This window comes from Duganella sp. GW821-FHT01E12 (assembly GCF_059422325.1).
This window is the reverse complement of the sequence record NZ_JBWKWR010000004.1, coordinates 297,774-318,615: the sequence shown is the minus strand read 5'-3', so window position 1 is coordinate 318,615 and position 20,842 is coordinate 297,774. Positions and strand designations below refer to the sequence as shown.

Here is a 20,842-nt window from a genome sequence, read left to right as displayed (position 1 = left end):
GACTATGGCTTCGCTTTGTAGTTGCGCACAGCGTTCAGGCTGTCCGACAGGGTCGGCATCTCGATCGCCAGGTTGCTGCTCTGTACCTGGCGCAGCAGCATCTGCACGGTCTGCGTCGACTTGGCGCGCACATCGAAATACTTGACCAGCGCTTCCTGCGCCGCGATCAGGTCGGCGCGGAAGGCCGTCTCGTTGCGCGACAACAGCGCCATGCGCGCGTTCAGCAGGCGCAGCTTGAGGTTCTCGCGCAGGAAGTAGGCCTGGGTCGGCGACAGCATCAGCGCGTCCGGCGTGGTCACGCTGCGCACGCGGATCAGCTGGCGCACGTCGGTCCACATCTCGCCGCTCCAGCTGTTCCAGCCGTCCTGCAGCGCCTGCAGCCACGGGCTGGTCTGCTCGACCGGCTCAGGCTTGCCGCCCTTGCCCACGGCCGGCTTGGCCTTGGCCTTCTTTTCCGGCGGCGCCGGCAGTGTCGGCTTTTCGTCCGACAGCATCGGCAGCGTGTCGATCTGCGCGATCACGTTGTCCAGGCGCAGCGCCATGCCCACCGAATCCACGCTCGGCAGGGCCTTCAGTTTCTCGGTGTCCTTGGCGATGGCGCGGCGGATGGTGATGAACTGCGGCTTGTCCGAGCGCGACAGGCTGCGGTCGGCGTTCTGCAGCGCGATCAGCGCGCCCGGCACGTTGCCGGCCAGTTGCAGCTGCTGGCTGGCGGTCGACAGCACTTGCTCGATCTCGGTCAGCGCCCACTCGTCGCGGTTCTTGGACAGGTCCTGGTACAGCTGCTCCAGCGCCAGTTGCTGGCTCTGCGCCTCCTGCTGCTTGCTCTCCAGCAGGGCGACCTTGCCCTGCAGCTCCTTGCTGGTCTCCTGCACGGCGCGCGCCAAGGTGCCGGTCTCGGCGTTGCTGGCGTCGCCCTTCTGCAGGCGGCGCGCCATTTCCTCGCGCAGGTTGCGCACCTGGTTGTGCGAGGACCAGGTCTGGCCGGCCAGCAAAATGGCCAGCACGACGATACCGACCAGCAGCATCTGCGGCTGTTGCACGGTTTCGAGCAGGCTCGGTTCGGGCTGCGGCTTGGCCGCAGGCGGAGTCTCGGCGGCGGCGCCGGCGGAGACGACAGGATCGGGTAAGGTAGGCAAATCGTTCATAGGCGTGATTGTAACGCGGCCAGCAGGCGTTCGTCGCCTGATCCGGTGAGCGTCAGTCGGGAAAAGCCCAAATTGTTTGCCGTTTCGGCAATCCGGGCGTGCGGAATGATCAAATGCTGCTGTTGCATCGCCGCAACACAATTCTGCTGCGCTGCATCAGGGTGTTCCGCGTCCATCTGGGCCAGCAGCGCGCACAGGCCGCGCAGGGCTTCGGAGCTGGTGATGATCCAGTCGTTTTGCTGCGCCAGCAAAGCGCGCAGCGTGGCCGCCAGCTGCGGCGTCAGGCGCGGCACCGAGCGGCGGTAAGCCGGCACCACGTCGACCACGGCGCCGGCCGCGCGCAGGCCGTCGGCCATCAGCTCGCGCCCGCTCTCGCCGCGCACGATCAGCACTGGCTGGCCGCGCAGCGCGGCCAGGTCCAGCGTCTGCAGCAGGTGTTCGGAATCGCTGTGGGCGCTGTCGGCCGGGCTGACGATGTCGGCCGTGTCGGGCGTGATCCCGTGCGCGGCCAGCGCGGCGCGGCTGCCCTCGCCCAGCACGGCCAGCTGCACGCCGGCCGGCCACTGCCGGATATGCGCGAAGGCGGCGTCGATGGCGTTGGGCGAGACGAAGGCGACCAGCTTGTAGCCCGGCTGCGGCGCGCACAGCCGCGCCAGCGCGGCCAGCAGCGCGGCCGGTTCGGGCAGGGCTTCGATGTCCAGCAGCGGCAGCAGCTCCACCCGGCGGCCCAGCGCGGCGATGCGCGCAGCCAGCGGCCGGGCCTGCGCCAGCGGACGGGTGATGACGACGGCGCCGGTCATCCCCGGGTCAGGCGCCGGACGGGCCGCCGGCCAGCGTGGCCGAACGGGCGTCGGCCTCGGACTGGGCCGCTTCGCTCAGGCAGGAGGCCAGGATGCCGACCGCGTCCTGCGCGCGCAGCAGCGCGGCGACCTGCTCGCCCAGCGCCTCCGGCTCGGCGGCGGCGCCGCGCACCTCGGCGCTGGCCATGCGCGCGCCGTCCGGCGTGGCGACCATGGCGCGCAGGTGCATCCGGCCGTCCTCCACCGTGGCGTAGGCCGCCAGCGGCACCTGGCAGCTGCCGCCGAACACCTTGGACACCTTGCGCTCGGCCGTGACGGCCTGGGCGGTGGCTTCGTGGTTCAGCGGCGCCAGCAGCGCCATCAGGTCGACGCCGTCGTCGCGCTCGGCGATCTCGATCGCCATCGCGCCCTGGCCGGCGGCCGGCAAGCTGGCGGCCGGGTCCAGCAGCGCGCGGATGCGTTCGGGCAGGCCCAGGCGCTTGAGGCCGGCGGCGGCCAGGATGATGGCCGCGTAGTCGCCGCGGTCCAGCTTGCCCAATCGGGTGTCGAGGTTGCCGCGCAGCGGCTTGATCACCAGCTGCGGGTAGCGCGCCGCGATCAGCGACTGGCGGCGCAGGCTGCTGGTGCCGACCACGGCGCCGGCCGGCAGTTCGTCGAGCGAGGCGTAGTCGTTGGAGACGAAGGCGTCGCGCGGGTCTTCGCGCTCGAGCACGGCGGCCAGCGCGTAGCCTTCCGGCAGCTCCATCGGCACGTCCTTGAGCGAGTGCACGGCCAGGTCGGCGCGGCCCTCGGCCATGGCCACTTCCAGTTCCTTGACGAACAGGCCCTTGCCGCCGACCTTGGACAGGGTGCGATCAAGAATTTGGTCGCCTTTTGTCGACATTCCTACAATTTTAATATCGCACTGCGGATATAATAAAGTCAAGCGAGCCCGAACATGCTCGGCCTGCCACATGGCGAGCCGGCTTTCACGCGAAGCGATCACCAAGGTGGACGGAGGATTTTGTAGTAATTCCGATATTTTCACAACCAGTTCTTTCGCTGTAGCCGACGCTGACCGGCGCGGGCCAGTACCACGTGCGTGTTTAAGATCACAAATTTTATCATGCTCACCTTCTTGCAGAACCGGGCCACAAGCCTTTGCACCGACTTTTCACATCTTTGCGGCTTATCTCATGGCAAATCAATTTAGTGCAACGAACGATCAAACGGCTGAACAACCTGGCGCGGACAAGGACGCGCCGCTCAAAGAAGATATCCGGCTGCTCGGCCGCCTGCTGGGCGACGTGCTGCGCGACCAGGAGGGCGAGGAAGTCTACGCCGTGGTCGAAACCATCCGCCAGACGGCGGTGCGCTTCCGCCGCGAGGCCGACGCCGGCGCCGCCAAGGAACTGGACGGCATGCTGAAGATCCTCACGCGCGAGCAGACCATCTCGGTGGTGCGCGCGTTCTCGTATTTCTCCCACCTGGCCAATATCGCGGAAGACCAGCACCACATCCGCCGCCGCCGCGCCCACCTGCTGGCCGGCTCGAAGCCGCAGCAAGGCAGCGTCAACTTCGCGCTGTGCAAGCTCAAGGAAGCGGGCGTCAGCCAGGAGACCGTCAGCACCTTCTTCCAGGACGCGCTGATCGCCCCGGTGCTGACGGCCCACCCGACCGAGGTGCAGCGCAAGTCCATACTTGACGCGGAACACGACATCGCCCGCCTGCTGGCCGAGCGCGACCTGCCGCTGACGCCGAAGGAACAGGCGGCCAACCTGCACCTGCTGCGCGCCCGCATCGCCACGCTGTGGCAGACCCGCATGCTGCGCTACTCCAAGCTGACCGTGGCCGACGAGATCGAAAACGCCCTGTCCTACTACCGCATCACCTTCCTGCGCGAGCTGCCGGGCCTGTACGACGACATCGAGTCCGACATCGCCGCCCACTATGGCGAAGCCAAGGCCACCACCGCGCCCTACGTGCAGATGGGCAGCTGGATCGGCGGCGACCGCGACGGCAACCCCAACGTCAACGGCGGCACCATGGAGCACGCGCTGACGCGCCAAGCCACCACCATCCTCGACTTCTACCTGGAGGAGGCGCACCTGCTGGGCGCCGAACTGTCGGTGTCGACCCTGATGATCGCCTGCAGCCCGCAGCTGCAGGCGCTGGCCGACCAGTCGCCGGACACCTCGGACCACCGCGCCGACGAGCCCTACCGCCGCGCCCTGATCGGCATCTACGCCCGCCTGGCCAGCACCGCGCGCGCGCTGGGCGCGACCAACATCCTGCGCAAGGAAGTGGGCCACGCCGAGCCGTACGCCACGGCGGCCGGCTTCTCGGCCGACCTGCAGGTGCTGGTCGACTCGCTCAACGCCAACCACGGCGGCGTGCTGGTGCAGCCGCGCCTGTCCACCTTGAAGCGCGCGGCCGACATCTTCGGCTTCCACCTGGCCTCGCTGGACATGCGGCAATCGTCCGACATCCACGAGCGCGTGCTGGGCGAGCTGTTCGCCAAGGCCGGCGGCCAGCCCGACTACCCGTCGCTGGACGAGGACGCGAAAGTGGCGCTGCTGCTGAGCGAGCTGGCGCAGCCGCGCCTGCTGTATTCACCCTACGTCGCCTACTCGGCCGAGACCGACTCCGAGCTGGGCGTGCTGCGCGCGGCGCGCCAGATCCGCGCGCTGTACGGCGAGCGCGCCATCCGCAACTACATCATCTCGCACACCGAGACCGTGTCCGACCTGCTGGAAGTGCTGCTGCTGCAAAAGGAGATGGGCCTGCTGCGCATCGCTGAGCAAGAGCTGGACCTGATGGTGATCCCGCTGTTCGAGACCATCCCCGACCTGCAGCGCGCGGCCGGCATCATGGAGGCGGTGATGGCGATCCCGCTGGTCAAGGCGCTGATCGCGCGCCAGGGCCAGATCCAGGAAGTCATGCTGGGCTACTCGGACTCCAACAAGGACGGCGGCTTCCTCACCTCCAACTGGGAGCTGTACAAGGCCGAGACCCACCTGGTCACCGTGTTCGAGAAGGCCGGCGTCAAGCTGCGCCTGTTCCACGGCCGGGGCGGCACGGTCGGCCGCGGCGGCGGCCCGTCGTACGAGGCCATCCTGGCGCAGCCGCACGGCACCGTCAACGGCCAGATCCGCCTGACCGAGCAGGGCGAGATCATCGCCTCCAAGTTCTCCAACAAGGACATCGGCCGCCGCAACCTGGAGCTGCTGGTGGCCGCCACGCTGGAGGCCAGCCTGATGCCGCAGTCGGCCGACGGCGCCCACCTGGCCCAGCTGCGCCAGTTCGAGGCCGTGATGGCCGAGATCTCCGACCGCGCCTACCAGGCCTACCGCCACCTGGTCTACGAGACCCCGGGCTTCACCGACTACTTCTTCGCCGCCACGCCGATCGCCGAGATCGCCGAGCTGAACCTCGGTTCGCGCCCGGCCTCGCGCAAGTCGACCAAGCGCATCGAAGACCTGCGGGCGATACCGTGGGGCTTCTCGTGGGGCCAGTGCCGTCTGCTGCTGCCGGGCTGGTACGGCTTCGGCAGCGCCATCGGCGCCTGGATCGCCGACGGCCAGCGCGACGAGCGCCTGGCCCAGCTGCAGGCCATGTTCCGGCAGTGGCCGTTCTTCGCCACGCTGCTGTCGAACATGGACATGGTGCTGGCCAAGACCGACCTGGCGATCGCCTCGCGCTACGCCGAGCTGGTGCAGGACAAGGAACTGCGCGAGCGCATCTTCAAGCGCATCACCGAGGAGCACGCGACCACGCTGGACATCCTGCAAAGCATCACCGGCGCCACCGAGCGCCTGGCCGGCAACCCGCTGCTGGCGCGCTCGATCCAGAACCGCTTCGCCTACCTCGATCCGCTGAACCACCTGCAGGTCGAGCTGATCAAGCGCCACCGCGCGCTGTCGAGCGAACCGGGCAAGGCGGACGAGCGGGTGCACCGCGGCATCCACCTGTCGATCAACGGCGTCGCGGCCGGCCTGCGCAACACCGGCTAAACCGTCGCACGCTCAGCAACGCCCCGCGCCGCAAGGTCCGGGGCGTTTTTTTTTGGCTGCGCAGGGGGCATTTTGTTATAAAACGAAAAAAAACCTACCTGCAGTCAAAACATTGGCAAATAGTGATGGTTTTCAGCATTGCATTGTTTGTATTCTTTTCAGAAAAGTGTATGGATTTGCAGACACACCGCACGAAAAATCACTAGCAACATAAAACACTTCAGTAGAATTAAACACAGCTGATCGACGAATTTAAAACAATATAAACAATATTTCCGCCAGCGCCAAAAGCGTGGAGCGGAGCGGCAAAATCTGACCCGGAGCGTTCACATGAAGTCGAGTACCCGTCGTCTGTCACCCATATATCGCCCCGCCCTGACCTATCAAGCGCTCTTGCTCTAGAGCCCGGCATATTCCGAATTCCCTCCCGCCAGCCCGCCACATCCCGGCGCTGGCCGGAATCCGCGATTTCACGCGCGCCGCCAAGGCGCGCGCTGGAAGCGTGCGCGCCGCGCCTGGCTGCAGACCTGCGCAGCGACGCACACCACAGATCGTCCCCCAGGACGACTTTATTCAGTTGAACCTTGCGACACACCTATTGGAGAAATCGACATGACTTTCACCCGCAAACTGACCATGCTGGCAGCCGGCCTGGCCTGTGTAACCGCCGCGCACGCCGGCGCCATCAAGGAAGACAAGGACTCCCTGTTCAAACCGACCGGCAAGGGTTGGGGCGAACTCGACCTCGATTCGATGAGCCGTCCGGAACGGGCCGCCACGCTGAGGGCGCAGCGCAGCGCCAACCTGACTTACCAGGGCGGCCCGGTGATGGTGGCGCCGACCAAGGTCTACTACATCTGGTACGGCTCGGCCTGGGACAGCGCATCGCAAAACGTGCTGAACAATATCGCCTCGCACATCGGCGGCTCGCCCTACTTCAACATCAACACCACCTACTACAACGCCAGCAACACCCACGTGGTGAACCAGGTGACCCTGGCCGGCAGCACCAGCAACTCCGGCACGCTGGGCGCCAAGCTGACCGACGCCAACATCCAGACCGTGGTGACCAGCGCCATCAGCTCCGGCGCGCTGCCGCTGGACGCCAACGCCATCTATTTCGTGATGACCGACAAGAACACCACCGCCACCTCGGGCTTCTGCACCCAGTACTGCGGCTGGCACACCAACACCAACTTCAACGGCCAGAACATCAAATACGCCTTTGTCGGCAATCCGGAAACCCAGTGCGCATCGGCCTGCGGCGCCACCTCGCCGAGCCCGAACAACACGCCGGGCGCGGATGCCATGGCCAGCATCTTCGCGCACGAACTGGAAGAGGCGGTCACCGACCCGGACGGCAACGCCTGGTACTCGACGCAGAGCGGCATGGAAAACGGCGACAAGTGCGCGTGGAACTTCGGCACCACCGCCACCGCGTCGAACGGCGCCAAGTACAACCAGACCTTCGGCACCATGAAGTATCTGATCCAGCAGAACTGGGTGCTGCTGCCTAGCCAGGCGTGCGCGCAGCACTATCCCTAAGCAGGCGAGTACAATCGGCTAGAACCGATCCTGCCGCCGCGGCGCATCGCGGCGGCATTCTTCTCACTGGAACCTCGATGCAAAAGAAAACCTTGATCGGGCTGGCGCTGCTGGCCCTGGCGCAGGGCGCGCTGCACGCCGCGCCGCCGCGCACGGTGCCGACCGTCACCCGCACGGTACAGCTGTTCAGCACCCTGGAAAACGACTGGCTGGACGCGGTCCACCAGCGCGACGCCGGGGCCCTGAAAAAAATCGTCGCGGACGAGTTCGAGCTGCGCAGCGCCGCCGTCCCCGGCCGCCCGACCGCGCGTGCCGAATGGCAGCAGCAGGCGTTTGCCGCGCCGGCGCTCGATTCCAGCATCGAACAAATGGCGGTGCACGAATATGGCGAGCTGGCCGTGGTCAGCTTCCTGTGGAAGATCGCGGCGCCGAAAAACAGCGCGCTGCCCACGCAGGTGTTCGTGGTCGATACCTGGAAGCAGATGGACGGCGGCTGGAAGGTGCTGACCCGCTACGCCGCCACCGTGGACGGCGCCAGCAAGGCCGTGCCGGGCTCCGACCTGGCGGCGCCGGCCATCAATAAAAAATACTGAAGCCGGCCATGACGTCGCTTGCGCACCGGGAGCGCTACTGGCTAGGCGCCGCCGCCCTGGCCGGTGTGGCGCTGGCATGGTACTGGCCAGCGGCCGACACCCCGGCCGTACCGGCGCCGCGGGCTGACGCGCCGGCCTGGCACGACAGCTTCGGTCTCGGCAGGTTGGACAACGGCCTGCGCCAGCCGAGCGAACTGCCGCCCGACGATCAACTGCCGCCCTCCTCGCTGGCGACCGACTCCGCCGGCAAGCTGGTAATCGACGGGCCGCTGCGCATGCTGTTCGAATTCTTCCTGGTACGCGGCGAAGACGCCGACCTGGCCGCGCGCGCCGACCAATTGCGCGCCCATCTGGAACGGCAGGTGAGCGGCGCCGCCGGCGACCAGGCCAAGACGCTGGCCGTCCGCTACGCGGCCTATGTGCGCGCGCACGACGAGCTGCTGGCAAGCCAGCGCATCGCCCTGCCCGCCGGCGCCGCGCCCTCGCCTCAGCAGGTGGAGCAACTGGCAAACTGGCAGCAGCAGCGCGCGCGCCTGCGCCAGAGCAGCTTCGGCCCGGCCACGGCCAGCGTGTGGTTCGGCGCCGACGATGCCGAACTGGCGCAAGCGCTGGCCGAGCTGCGCGAGCAGGCTGGCGCCAACGCCGCCGGGGCCGGCGAAGCCGAGCCCGAGTCCGATTCCAACACGCTGCGCGAGCGCCGCCTGCACGGCGCCACCCGGGACGCCGCGCGCGCCAGCGACAACCGCGAACTGCTGGCGCGCGCCACGCAGAGCTACGAGGCCGCCGCCGGCGAGGAGCGCGAGTGGCGCGCGCACTATCTGCGCTATCGCGCCGAGGCCGGCCGCCTGGCCGCCCTGCCCGGCTCCGACGCCCGCCGGCTGCAGCTGGAAGCGCTGCAGGCCAGGATCTTCCCCAACGAGCGCGAGCGCATCCGCGCGCGCGCCAGCGGCATCGAATAACCCCACCCGACAGGACCGCACCACATGAAGCACACCCTCGCGCTGCTGGCAGCCAGCCTTCTGGCCCTGCCCGCCACCCACGCCGAAACCCCGGCGGAAGCCCGCATCAAGGCCCTGATCACGCCCCGCCTGGGCGTCAATATCAAAGTCGACTCGGTGACCAGGACGCCATATGGCGGACTGTACGAGATCAGCACCAACGGCGACATCTTCTACACCGACGAAAGCGCGCGCTACCTGTTCGTCGGCAAGGTCGTCGACACCGCCAACAACTACCAGGACCTGACCCGGGCCCGCGCCGACCAGCTGGCCGCGATCCGTTTTTCCGACCTGCCGCTGGAGACCGCCATCAAGACCGTCAAGGGCGACGGCAAGCGCGTGATGGCGGTGTTCGAGGATCCGAACTGCCCCTACTGCCGCAAGCTGCACCAGACGCTGGAGGGCATCGACAACGTCACCATCTACACCTTCCTGCTCAACATCCTGTCGGACGACTCCGCGGTCAAATCCAAGGACATCTGGTGCGCCGCCAACCGCACGCAGGCGTGGCACGACTGGATCGTCAACGCCAAGGCCGCACCGGCCGCGCCGGCCGCCTGCCCGACACCGAACGAGCAGGTCCTGGCGCTGGCCAAGAAGCTGCACGTGGCCGGCACGCCGACCATCTACTTCAGCGACGGCAGCCGCACCGGCACCGCGTTCGACCGGCCGGCGCTGGAGGCCAGGCTGGGCGCGTCGGCCAAGTAGGCCGGGCGGCGGCGCGGGGCGGTCTTTTTTTATTTCCTTAAAGATTGATCAAGCTGGTCTAAATAGCATTAGAATATAAGCATCACCACTACCTTGGACCCGCCATGACAACCCTGATCGACTCGTTGGGAAAATCGGAAATTGACAGCATGTTCAACCGTATCAAGACCGAGATCGGCAACGCCGCGCCGGACGGCGAGCTGCACCAGCTCATCGCCGGCATGCCGGCGGCCCTGTTCATCAAGGATGCGCAATCGCGCGTCCTGCTGATGAATCCGGCCTGCGAGGCGCTGTGGGGCATCCCCTTCGACGCCATGCGCGGCAACGACGGCGCCGCCTTCTTCCCGGCCGAGCAGACCGCCTACTTCCTCAAGCACGACCGCATCGCCTTCGAGACCGGCGAGTACACGCTGTACGAGGAAGAGCTGTGGCACGCCGGCCTGGGCGAGAACCGCTGGCTGCAGACCCACAAGCAGCCGACCTACGACGAGCAGGGCCGGCCCAAGCTGCTGATCGCCATGTGCATCGACATCACCGAGCGCAAACGCGCGGCGGGCTAGTGTCCAAAATAATATTAAAATAGAGAAACGGACCACCACCCTAAGCCGCCATGAAAAGCCTGATTGAATCGCTGGGAATATCTGAAATTGAAAGCATGCTCAACCAGGTTCATGGCGGCATCGTCGACGGCGCCCCCGGCGGCGAACTGCACAACATCGTCGCCGTCATGCCGCTGGCCCTGTTCATCAAGGACGCGCAATCGCGCGTCGTGCTGATGAACCCGGCCTGCGAGGCGCTGTGGGGCATCCCCTTCGACGCCATGCGCGGCAACGACGGCGCCGCCTTCTTCCCCGCCGAGCAGACCGCCTACTTCCTCGAACACGACCGCAAGGCCTTCGAAAGCGGCAAGCACATCGTCTACGAGGAGGAGCTGTGGCACGCCGGCCTGGGCGAGAACCGCTGGCTGCAAACCCACAAGCAACCGACCTACGACGAACACGGCCAGCCCAAGCTCTTGATCGCCATGTGCGTCGACATCACCGAGCGCAAGCGCTCCGAATCCCGGCTGCGATCGTCGCTGCAGGAGCTGCGGACCTTGTCCGAGCACCACCACACCGTCAAGGAAAGCGAACGCCGCCGCATCGCCCAGGAGGTGCACGACGACCTGGCGCAAAACCTGCTGGCGCTCAAGCTGGACGTGACCGCCCTGCACAACCGCACCCGCGCCCGCCAGCCGCTGCTGCACCAGCGCGCCACGCAAGCGCTCAGCACGCTCGACGCCAGCATCCTCGCGGTGCGCGAACTGATCAACGAACTGCATCCGCGCACGCTGGACCTGGGCCTGTCGGCCGCCATCGAATGGCAGATGCAGCAGCTAGAACGGCGCCACGGCCTGAGCTGCCGGCTGGAGCTGCTGGAAGACAGCGCGACGCTGGACCAGCGCCAGATCACCGGCATCTACGGCATCGTACTGGCGGCGCTGGGCTATCTGTGCGAACAGGCCGGCACCCGCAGCGTGCGGGCCACGCTCAATCTGCGGCCGGAACAGCTGTCCATCATCGTCAGCGGCGACGGCCAGAGCGGGCAGCCATCGCCGCGCGACATGCTCGACCTCGGCGCCATCCGCGCCCGCCTGGCGGACTTCGGCGGCGAACTGGCGGTGGCGCACCTGCCCGGCGCCGGCACCGTGCTGCGCATGCACCTGCCGGCCAAGACCCCGGCCCCGTAATACCTGTCCGCCGCGCCGATGAACTTTAGCCCGCGCACGACCCGGCTGCTGGCGACCGCGCTGCTGCTGGCCGCGGCGCGCCCGGCCGCGGCCGGCCACGCCCGCCTGCTGAGCGACTACAGCCATCACGCCTGGACCGCCGCCCAGGGCGCGCCGGCGCAGATCCAGGCCATCACCCAAACCCCGGACGGCTGGCTGTGGCTGTCGACGCCCACCGGCTTGTACCGTTTTGACGGCCTCAACTTCGAACGGCGCGAGCAGGTCGGCGGCCAGCGCCTGCTGTCGACCATCGTGCTGCCCTTGTACGCGGCGCCGGACGGCGCGCTGTGGGTGGGCTACCGCTTCGGCGGCGCCAGCGTGTTCAAGGACGGCCGGGTGCGCCACTACGGCGCGGCCGACGGCTTTCCGCCCGGCGCCACCTACAGCTTCGGCCGCGCACCGGACGGCACCATGTGGGTCACCACCGCCAACGGCCTGGCCTGGCTCGACGGCGGGCGCTGGCGGCGCGTGGGCCCCGACAGCGGCTTCGATCCCGGCGCCAGGTCGGTGTGGCAGGTGCTGTTCGACCGCGCCGGCACCCAGTGGGTGTCGAGCGACCGCGCGGTCTACTACCGCCGCCAGGGCGAGCAGCGCTACCACGTGGCCAGCCCGGCCAACATCCGCCTGTCGTCGCTGGCGGCCGCGCCGGACGGCACCGTCTGGGCCTCCAACGGCAACGACGCCAACTACAGGCTGTCGCAGCAAGCGCCCGGGGGCCAGCCGCCGGCCCGGCCCGAGCTGCCCGGCAGCGGCATGTGGTTCGACCGCGCCGGCACCATGTGGCTGCTGAGCGAGGACCGGGTCGAACGCATGCTGCCGGACGTGTTTCCCGATCCGCGCCAGCGCATCACGCGCGAACAGGGCCTGAGCGGCATGAACCCGCAAACCTTTTTCGAGGACCGCGACGGCAATGTGTGGATCGGCACCGTCAACGGCCTGGACCGGTTCCGCCGCAACCGCGTGGCGCCGCTGCCGGGCAATCTGGACATCGCCACCCCGGCCTTGCGGGCCGACGCCGACGGCAAGGTCCGCGTCAGCAGCTTCGGCGCCGGCTCCTGGCTGATGGACGCCGACGGCACGCAATACGAGCACGCGCCGCACTCCTTCCTGTCGTCCGCCGCCGGCCGCGACGGCCGTGCGGCGCTGGGCACCGACCACGGGATCTGGCTGCCCGGCCCCGGCGGCGGCACGCTGATCGCGCCGCCGCCCGCGGCGCGCCAGGACGCGCCGTTGACGCGCACGCTGGCCCAGGACGGCGCCGGCGACTGGTGGGCCAGCTACCTGAACCTGGGCATCTTCCGTCTCCACGACGGCGTCTGGCGCCGCGTCGACGATGCGCGGCTGCCGGCGGCGCGGGTGCTGTCGATGTGGACCGACCGCCGCGGCCGCGTCTGGACCGGCTACCAGGACAACCGCCTCGCCATCCTCGACGGCGGCGCCGTCACCGTGCTGGGCGCGGCGCAGGGCCTGGCCATCGGCAACGTGCTGAGCGGGGCCGAGCGCAACGGCCACCTGTGGGTGGCGGGCGAGCTGGGCGCCGCGCTGTACGACGGCCGGCGCTTCGTGCCGCTGCGCGCGGCCGACGGCCACGCGCTGCGCGGCATCAGCGGCGTGGTGGAAACGGCCGGCGGCGAGCTGTGGCTGCACGGGCACGACGGCGCCTTTCACATCCCCGCCGCGCAGCTGCGCCGCTTCCTGCGCGACGGCGCGGCGGTCGGCTACGAGCTGCTGGGCGTGGACGACGGCCTGGCCGGCGCCGTGCAGCCGACCGGGCCGTTCCCGTCGATGGTGGAGGCCAGCGACGGCAGGCTCTGGCTGTCGAGCTACAACGGCGTCATGCTGATCGCGCCCGACCGGATCCGCCGCGACGCCAGGCCGCCGCCGGTGGAACTGCGCGCGGTCGAGAGCAACGGCAAGGCCTACCCGGCCGACGCGCCGCTGACGCTGCCGCAGGGCGCCAACAATCTGCACTTCAGCTTTACCGCGCTGGGCCTGTCGATGCCGGACAAGATCGCCTTCCGCTACCGGCTCGACGGCGTGGACCGCGACTGGCAGCCGGCCGGCGGCCGGCGCGAGGCGTTCTACACCAACCTGGGGCCGGGCCAGTACCGCTTCCAGGTGATCGCCGCCAACCAGGACGGCGTCTGGAACAACGACGGCGCGGCGCTGGCGGTGACGATCCCGCCGACCTTCGTGCAAAGCCTGTGGTTCAAACTGCTGTGCGCGCTGGCGCTGGCGGCCGCGCTGGCGCTGGCCTGGCGCTGGCGGCTGGCGCAGATGGCGCGCCTGATCGAGGCGCGCCACGTCGAGCGCCTGAGCGAGCGCGAGCGCATCGCCCGCGCGCTGCACGACACCTTCCTGCAGGAGGCGCAGGGCACGATCCTGATGATGCAGCTGGCGATGGAACAGGTGCCGCCGGCGCTGCCGGCGCGCGCGGCGATGGAGCGCGGCATCGGCTACATCGAGCAGGCGCTGGTCGAGGGCCGCGACGAGGTGCGCGGCCTGCGCTCGCCGCTGCGCGACGACGAGACGCTGGGCCAGTCGCTGGAGCGCTTCGGCCAGCGCCTGGCGGCTGGACTTTCGGCCAGTTTCACGCTCGAACAAAAAGGCGCACCATACACCCTGCCCGCGATCACCGCCGACGAGGTGTTCGCCATCGGCCGCGAAGCCATCTGCAACGCCTTCCGCCACGCGCAGGCCAGCGCCATCGTGGTGGAGCTGGACTACGGCGCCGGCCGGCTGACGCTGCAGGTGAGCGACAACGGCAAGGGCATCGCGGCGGACACGCTGGCGCAGGGCGGCCGCAGCGGCCATTGGGGCCTGGTCGGCATGCGCGAGCGGGCGGCGCGCATCGGCGCGGCGCTGGAGATGGGCAACCGGGGCGACGGCGGCGCGTTTGTGCGCCTGACCTTGCCCGCTATGTACGCCAGCGCATAGACGGCGCGGCGCGCTATCGCTGTAATCACGTTTTGCATTCCCACCTACGAGGAGCAAGTTCATGAAACTGAAAGACAAAGTCTGCATCGTCACCGGCGCCGCCAGCGGCATCGGCAAGGAAATCGCCCTGGTGTATGCGCGCGAAGGCGGCAAGATCGTCATCGCCGACCTGAACCTGGAGGCGGCGCAGGCCACCGCCAATGAAATGAAGGCCGGCGGCCACCAGGCCATGGCCATCGCCATGAACGTGGTCGACGAGGCCCAGGTCAACGCCGGCATCGCCAGCGTGGTCGAGGCCTGGGGGCAGATCGACGTCCTGGTCAGCAACGCCGGCATCCAGATCATCCATCCGGTCGAGGACTTCCCCTACGAGGAGTGGAAGAAGCTGCTGTCCATCCACCTGGACGGCGCCTTCCTGACCACCAAGGCTTGCCTGCCGCATATGTACAAGGCCGGCAGCGGCAGCGTGATCTACATGGGTTCGGTGCACTCGAAGGAGGCGTCCAAGCTCAAGTCGGCCTATGTGACGGCCAAGCACGGCCTGATCGGCCTGGCCAAGGCGGTGTCGAAGGAAGGCGCCGAGCACGGCGTGCGCGCCAACGTGATCTGCCCCGGCTTCGTGCGCACGCCGCTGGTGGACAAGCAAATCCCCGAGCAGGCCAGGACCCTGGGCATCTCGGAGGAGGACGTGGTCAAGAAGGTGATGCTGGCCGATACTGTGGACGGCAAGTTCACCACCGTCGAGGACGTGGCCGAGGTGGCGCTGCTGTTCGCCAGCTTCCCGTCGAACGCGCTGACCGGACAATCGCTGGTGGTCAGCCACGGCTGGTTCATGCAGTAAGCGTCAGCGCCCCAGCGTCATCCGCTTCAGCAGCCTGTCGAAGTCCATGTCGGGGCGGTTCTGCAGGCTGTTGGCGTACTCGCCTTCGCAGGACGCCCTGGCCTCGCCTTCCGTGACGGCGGCCACCTTGTCCTTCAGGCCCGCGTTGAACAAGCCCATCACCGCCGCGACATGGGCGTCGATGTCGGCCTCGGTGGCCGCCGGCTGGCGGGCGCGCATCTGCTGGATCAGCTGCGCCTTGTACAGCTGGCGCAGGATGACCAGCGCGTCCGCGTTCTGCGCCTTCCACTGCGCCATGGCCGCCGCCAGCGCGTCCACCGATTCCGGCGCGACCGTCCTGCAACGCTCAAGCAGCAAGGCGTGATAGGTGTCGAAGTCGATCTGCGCCAACTGGATGCCGGTGGCGATATCGACCTCCGCCGCGCCCGCCGTCATGGATGCGCAGGCCAGTAGCATGCCGAGAAATTTGATCTTCACCATGTGGAGGCCGGGTTTCAGGAAATTGCTAGTGTATTGCAATCCGGCCGGAAAGAAATGCGCGTTTTGTCACGACGAAAAAAAAACCCCGTGTGCGCATGCGACGCTCAAGATCGTCGCACGGCCACACGGGGTTTTTCATCCCGCCGACGCTTAGTTCTGCGTCAGGAAGGTCTTCAGCTTGTCCGAGCGCGACGGCTGGCGCAGCTTGCTCATGGCCTTCGCCTCGATCTGGCGGATGCGCTCGCGGGTCACGTCGAACTGCTTGCCCACTTCTTCCAGCGTGTGGTCGTTCGACATTTCCACGCCGTAGCGCATGCGCAGCACCTTGGCTTCGCGCGGGGTCAACGAGTCCAGCACTTCCTTGATGACGTTGCGCATCGAGGCGTGCAGCGCGGCGTCCAGCGGCGCCAGGGTGGTGTTGTCTTCGATGAAGTCGCCCAGCTGCGAATCGCCGTCCTCGCCCATCGGCGTTTCCATCGAGATCGGCTCTTTGGCGATCTTCATGATTTCGCGGACTTTGTTTTCCGGCATTTCCATCTTGACCGCCAGGGTCGCCAGGTCCGGCTCGCTGCCGGTTTCCTGCATGATCTGGCGCGAGATGCGGTTCATCTTGTTGATGGTCTCGATCATGTGCACCGGCACGCGGATGGTGCGGGCCATGTCGGCGATCGACCGGGTGATGGCCTGGCGGATCCACCAGGTCGCGTAGGTCGAGAACTTGTAGCCGCGGCGGTATTCGAACTTGTCCACCGCCTTCAGCAGGCCGATATTGCCTTCCTGGATCAGGTCGAGGAACTGCAGGCCGCGGTTGATGTACTTCTTGGCGATCGAGATCACCAGACGCAAGTTGGCGACCGTCATTTCACGCTTGGCCTGGCGCGCGCGTTTTTCGCCGGCGGCCATCTGCTTGTTAATCTTGCGCAGGTCGGCCAGCGGCAGCGCCACGCGGGCCTGCAGGTCGATCATCTTCTTTTGCAGCTCTTTCACCGCGGGCACGTTGCGGCCCAGGATGGCGCTGTACGGATAGGCGCTGTCGACTTCGCCGTCGACCCAGTCCAGGTCGCACTCGTTGCCGGGGAAGACCTTGATGAAGTGGGCGCGCGGCATGCCGCATTTGTTCACGCACAGCTCCAGCACGGCGCGCTCGATGTGGCGCACTTCCTCCATCTGGCCGCGCAGCGTGTCGCACAGCTTTTCGACCACCTTGGCGGTGAAGCGGATGCCCAGCAGCTCGGCCGAAATGGCTTCCTGCGCCGCCACATAGCCCTTGGAGCCGTAGCCGCCGGTGGCCTTGCGCATCTTGTCGTACTGGGTCGAGATGACGTCGAACTTTTCCAGCGCGGCCTTCTTCAGCTGCGCCAGCTGCTCGGTCGAGAAGCCCGCCGCGCCGCCGTTGGCGTCGCCGTCTTCCTCCTCGACTTCCTCTTCCTCTTCTTCCTCGTCGTCCGAGGCGGCGGCCGGCGCGGCCGCAACGGCCGGCGTGTTGTTCGCCTCGTTCAGGTCGACGAAGCCGTCCACCACTTCATCCACCTTCAGTTCGTCCGCTTCGATCTTCTTGGCCAGCGCGACGATCTCGGCGATCGTGGTCGGGCAGGCGGAGATGGCCTGGATCATGTCCTTCAGGCCGCCTTCGATGCGCTTGGCGATCTCGATCTCGCCTTCGCGCGTCAGCAGCGCCACGGCGCCCATCTCGCGCATGTACATGCGCACCGGGTCGGTGGTGCGGCCGAAGTCGGAATCGACCGTCGACAGCGCGGTCGCGGCGGCCGCTTCCACTTCGTCGTCGGAGGTGACGGTGGCCACGCTGTCGGTCAGCAGCAACGATTCGGCGTCCGGCGCGCGCTCGTAGATGGCGATGCCCATGTCGTTGAAGGTCGCGATGATGCCTTCGATCGCTTCAGGGTCGACAATGTTTTCCGGCAGTTGGTCGTTGATCTCGGCGTAGGTCAGGAAGCCGCGTTCCTTGCCCATGTTGATCAGGTTCTTGATCTGGGTGCGGCGGCGTTCCAGTTCTTCGGCGGTGCTCTTGGAATCCATGCCCAGCATGTCGGCGGCGCCGCCCTTGGCCTTACGCTCGCGGGCCTTGGAGACGGCCTTCAGTTCGGCGCGCTCGACCGCGTTCAGCGCGGCGACTTCGTCGTTTTCCGGGGTGAACTCGGACGGCTTGCGGCCGCGGCGGCCCGGCACCTTGACGCTGGGCAGCAGGTAGCCCGAGGTGTCGATCGAGGCCAGCGTGGCGGCGTCGGTCACCTGGCTGACGGCCGGGCCGGCGGTCACGATGACGACAGGAGCGGGCTCGGCCTTGGCGACCTTGACCAGCTTGGACTTCGGCGCGGCCTTGACCACCGCCGCCGGGGCGACGCTGTCGGCGCCAGGGATGACGGCGGTCTTGCGCGCCACCTTGACGGTCTTGACCGGCGTGTCCGAGGCGTCGGCCTGCAGCGCCACCTGCGCCTCGGCCTGGGCCGCTTCGGCCGCGGCGCTCAGGCGCGTTTTCTTTTTGACTACCGTTACTTTGCTCGCTGCCTCTTGCGCATTATCGATCACATAAGATAGAGTCGTCTTTGGCACCACCAGCGGAGCGGAGCTGGTGCGGGCGGCCTTGACGGACAACGTTAAAGTTTTCGGCGTTTTTGTCATTAAATATCTCTCAATGCGTATTCGCCAGAAAATACAAAATGCCGTAGCCCGCGCCGACCGTTGCCAGTGCGCTGGGATGGAAATGTTGTAATTTAGCTGACGATTATCTGCGGAATAAAAAAAGCCCGCGTCCAACAACGGGCTTGTTTCTCTTTTCAGTGAAGAATAGGGAGAGGGCAAAGTATGCCGTATAGCGAGACATCAGGATAATTGATAGTACCCATATCCGACATCTTAAAACCATATAACAAGGGCTACACACTCTTGTCAGACCGTCCAAATCGCATCCTGTACCAAACTGAAACGCACCGTCCTGCAAAAGTGCGTCTCGCATTATACATGTTTTGGCGTGCGAACGCACCTCCGGCGTCCAACAGGCGTATGATGTTGAAGTGGTCATTTTTACATCATGGCCTAAAAGGCACTGCAATCCCGTAGTGCCCATGATATGCTCACGCCTCTTGCTTAAACTATGAAGTCGATGAACACTAGCCTCACCCCTCAGGCGCCGGCCACCGAGCCCGTCGCCACCGCGGCACCAGCAGCGCAGTCCCCGCGCAGCTTGTTGAAACAATTGCAAACCCAATTCCCGGCCTTCCGCGATTTCCTGCCCCTGTCGATCGGTATCGACAAGCAGATCCTCGCCGTGATGCCCGAACTGGACCGCAAGACCATGCGCACCGCGCTCGGCATCCACACCGGCTCGCTGCGCTACCTGAAGGTCATGGAAAAAGCCAAGGTGCGCCACGATCTGGACGGCACTCCGGGCGCCGAAGTGACCGACACCCACCGCGCCCACGCCACCCAGGTCTTGCAGGAACGCTTCAAGAAGGAAGCCGAGCGCAAGAAGGCCGAGCGCGAAGCGGCAGCCGCCGAGGAAGCGGCCCGCGTGCGTGCCGACAAGCTGAACCAGCTGACCGCGAAGTTCTCGCGCAAAGGCTGAGTTGGCTCAGTTGGCTCAGTTGAACACTCAGCAGCCTGCCGCGCCGGCGGAGGCCGAGCTGCCGCCCTACGTGGGGATACGCATCGCCGATGTGCAGCTGGTCGCCACGGCCGAGCAAGCGGTCGCCGCGCGCGACGCCCTGCTGGCCGCCGACGCCATCGGCTTCGACACCGAATCGAAGCCGACCTTCACCAAGGGCGAGACCTCGACCGGCCCGCACCTGATCCAGTTTTCCACCGACCACAAGGCCTATCTGTTCCAGATCGGCGGCGGCACCTCGACGGCCATGCTCGACGCGCTGCGGGCGGTGCTGGAAACGCCGGCGCCGCTCAAGGTGGGCTTCGGCCTGTCCGACGACGTCAAGCGCCTGCACGCCAAGCTGGCGATCCGCGCGGCCGGCGTGGTCGACCTGTCGGTGGCGCTGCGCACGCCGGGCCAACGCAACGACCTCGGCGCCAAGACCGCCGTCGCCAAGTTCTTCGGCCAGAAGCTGCAAAAATCCAAGAAGATCTCCACCACCAACTGGGCGCTGCCGCGCCTGAACGAAAAGCAGATCCTGTACGCGGCCGACGACGCCCAGGTGGCCCTGCGCGTCTACCGCCACTTCATCGCCGCCGGCAACAAGCTGCCGCCGATGAAAGCGGTGAAACTTCCCCGCCCGCCCAAGCCGATTTAGTCCCGCCATCTGGTATCCTTGCCAGATAGCTACGACCTCAAGGAATCGCATGTTCACAACTTCCGTCGTGCGCGCCTGCGCCGCGCTGGCCCTGGCCGGCTGCGGCCTGCCGTCGCTGGCCGCCGCGCCCGCCACCCTGCCCGACACGCTGGAGCAGCGCGTGGCCGCCTGCACCGCCTGCCACGCAGCCAAGGAGCGCAGCGACGCCTTCTTCCCGCGCATCGCCGGCAAGCCGGCCGGCTACCTGTACAACCAGCTGGTCAATTTCCGCGAAGGCCGGCGCCACTATCCGATGATGACCTATATGGTCGACCACCTGCCGGACGCCTACCTGCGCGAGATCGCCGACTACTTCTCGCAGCAGCATCCGCCCTACCCGCCCGCCCAGGCCGGCAGCGGCGCCAGCGCCGACGGCGCCGCCCTGGCGCGCGGCCAGGAACTGGTGCAGCGCGGCGACCCGGCCAAGAAGATCCCGGCCTGCGTGGCCTGCCACGGCAGCGCGCTGACCGGCGTGGCGCCGGCCATTCCCGGCCTTGTCGGCCTGCCCAGCGACTACATCAACGCCCAGTTCGGCGCGTGGAAGAACAAGGTGCGCCGCGCCGCCGCGCCGGACTGCATGGCGGAGATCGCCAACCGGCTGACGCCGGCCGACGTGGCCGCCGTCTCCGGCTGGCTCAGCAAGCAAACGCCGGACGCCGCCGCCCGCCCCGGCGCCGCCGACAGCATCGCCACGCCCCTGCCGCTGAACTGCGGCAGCGTGCCAGCACCTTGAG

17 protein-coding genes are annotated in these 20,842 nt (G+C 67.3%); 12 read left to right on the top strand and 5 right to left on the bottom strand.

Annotated features, from left to right (window positions below):
- Positions 1–2: 2 nt before the first annotated feature.
- From AC07WS_RS14725 to hemC, 3 genes are read right to left on the bottom strand one after another with little or no spacing between them, the layout of a single operon-like run.
- On the bottom strand, positions 3–1,148 hold the full coding sequence (locus tag AC07WS_RS14725; protein ID WP_494729803.1) for a uroporphyrinogen-III C-methyltransferase: 1,146 nt from the start codon (positions 1,146–1,148) through the stop codon (positions 3–5).
- Positions 1,145–1,948 carry a uroporphyrinogen-III synthase gene (locus tag AC07WS_RS14720; RefSeq protein WP_494729802.1) on the bottom strand — a complete coding sequence of 268 codons (804 nt, stop codon included), beginning with the start codon at positions 1,946–1,948 and terminating at the stop codon, positions 1,145–1,147. The genes AC07WS_RS14725 and AC07WS_RS14720 overlap by 4 nt, the downstream gene beginning before the upstream one ends.
- Before the next feature lie 7 nt (positions 1,949–1,955).
- Positions 1,956–2,975 carry a hydroxymethylbilane synthase gene (gene hemC, locus AC07WS_RS14715; RefSeq protein WP_494729801.1) on the bottom strand — a complete coding sequence of 340 codons (1,020 nt, stop codon included), beginning with the start codon at positions 2,973–2,975 and terminating at the stop codon, positions 1,956–1,958.
- A 148-nt stretch (positions 2,976–3,123) separates the two neighbouring features.
- Here hemC and ppc point away from each other — a divergent pair, with 148 nt between their 5' ends.
- From ppc to AC07WS_RS14670, 9 genes are all read left to right on the top strand, one after another.
- Positions 3,124–5,940 (top strand): phosphoenolpyruvate carboxylase, encoded by a 2,817-nt coding sequence (gene ppc, locus AC07WS_RS14710; protein WP_494729800.1) that lies wholly within the window; start codon positions 3,124–3,126, stop codon positions 5,938–5,940.
- Between the two features lie 612 nt (positions 5,941–6,552).
- Entirely contained in the window at positions 6,553–7,485 is a 933-nt protein-coding gene (locus AC07WS_RS14705) for a hypothetical protein (protein ID WP_494729799.1), read from the top strand.
- A 77-nt stretch (positions 7,486–7,562) separates the two neighbouring features.
- Positions 7,563–8,078: a nuclear transport factor 2 family protein gene (locus AC07WS_RS14700; RefSeq protein WP_494729798.1), complete on the top strand. Its 516-nt coding sequence runs from the start codon at positions 7,563–7,565 to the stop codon at positions 8,076–8,078.
- 8 nt (positions 8,079–8,086) lie between these two features.
- On the top strand, positions 8,087–9,037 hold the full coding sequence (locus AC07WS_RS14695) for a hypothetical protein (RefSeq protein ID WP_494729797.1): 951 nt from the start codon (positions 8,087–8,089) through the stop codon (positions 9,035–9,037).
- A 24-nt stretch (positions 9,038–9,061) separates the two neighbouring features.
- A complete protein-coding gene (locus AC07WS_RS14690) occupies positions 9,062–9,784 on the top strand; it encodes a DsbC family protein (RefSeq protein WP_494729796.1) in 723 nt (240 codons plus the stop codon).
- 104 nt (positions 9,785–9,888) lie between these two features.
- The gene (locus tag AC07WS_RS14685) at positions 9,889–10,344 is read left to right on the top strand and encodes a PAS domain-containing protein (protein ID WP_494729795.1); all 456 of its coding nucleotides are present in this window, start codon (positions 9,889–9,891) and stop codon (positions 10,342–10,344) included.
- A 50-nt stretch (positions 10,345–10,394) separates the two neighbouring features.
- Positions 10,395–11,513 carry a PAS domain-containing sensor histidine kinase gene (locus tag AC07WS_RS14680; protein ID WP_494729794.1) on the top strand — a complete coding sequence of 373 codons (1,119 nt, stop codon included), beginning with the start codon at positions 10,395–10,397 and terminating at the stop codon, positions 11,511–11,513.
- 18 nt (positions 11,514–11,531) lie between these two features.
- Positions 11,532–14,489, top strand: coding sequence for a sensor histidine kinase (locus tag AC07WS_RS14675; RefSeq protein WP_494729793.1), 2,958 nt, complete (start codon positions 11,532–11,534; stop codon positions 14,487–14,489).
- Positions 14,490–14,550: 61 nt separating this feature from the next.
- On the top strand, positions 14,551–15,330 hold the full coding sequence (locus tag AC07WS_RS14670; protein WP_494729792.1) for a 3-hydroxybutyrate dehydrogenase: 780 nt from the start codon (positions 14,551–14,553) through the stop codon (positions 15,328–15,330).
- Between the two features lie 3 nt (positions 15,331–15,333).
- Here AC07WS_RS14670 and AC07WS_RS14665 read toward each other — a convergent pair whose 3' ends face one another.
- Positions 15,334–15,810, bottom strand: a complete 477-nt coding sequence (locus AC07WS_RS14665) for a hypothetical protein (protein ID WP_494729791.1) — start codon at positions 15,808–15,810, stop codon at positions 15,334–15,336.
- A gap of 150 nt (positions 15,811–15,960) precedes the next feature.
- The gene (gene rpoD, locus AC07WS_RS14660) at positions 15,961–18,450 is read right to left on the bottom strand and encodes an RNA polymerase sigma factor RpoD (protein ID WP_494729790.1); all 2,490 of its coding nucleotides are present in this window, start codon (positions 18,448–18,450) and stop codon (positions 15,961–15,963) included.
- Positions 18,451–18,922: 472 nt separating this feature from the next.
- Between rpoD and AC07WS_RS14655 the strand changes: the two genes are divergently transcribed.
- Genes AC07WS_RS14655 through AC07WS_RS14645 form a run of 3 tightly spaced genes read left to right on the top strand, consistent with a single transcriptional unit; the run spans position 18,923 to position 20,841 of the window.
- Complete coding sequence (locus AC07WS_RS14655) at positions 18,923–19,393, top strand: ProQ/FINO family protein (RefSeq protein WP_161092191.1); 471 nt, start codon at positions 18,923–18,925, stop codon at positions 19,391–19,393.
- A gap of 19 nt (positions 19,394–19,412) precedes the next feature.
- Entirely contained in the window at positions 19,413–20,069 is a 657-nt protein-coding gene (locus AC07WS_RS14650; protein ID WP_494729789.1) for a 3'-5' exonuclease, read from the top strand.
- Between the two features lie 49 nt (positions 20,070–20,118).
- Positions 20,119–20,841, top strand: coding sequence for a c-type cytochrome (locus tag AC07WS_RS14645; RefSeq protein WP_494729788.1), 723 nt, complete (start codon positions 20,119–20,121; stop codon positions 20,839–20,841).
- Position 20,842 lies beyond the last annotated feature (1 nt).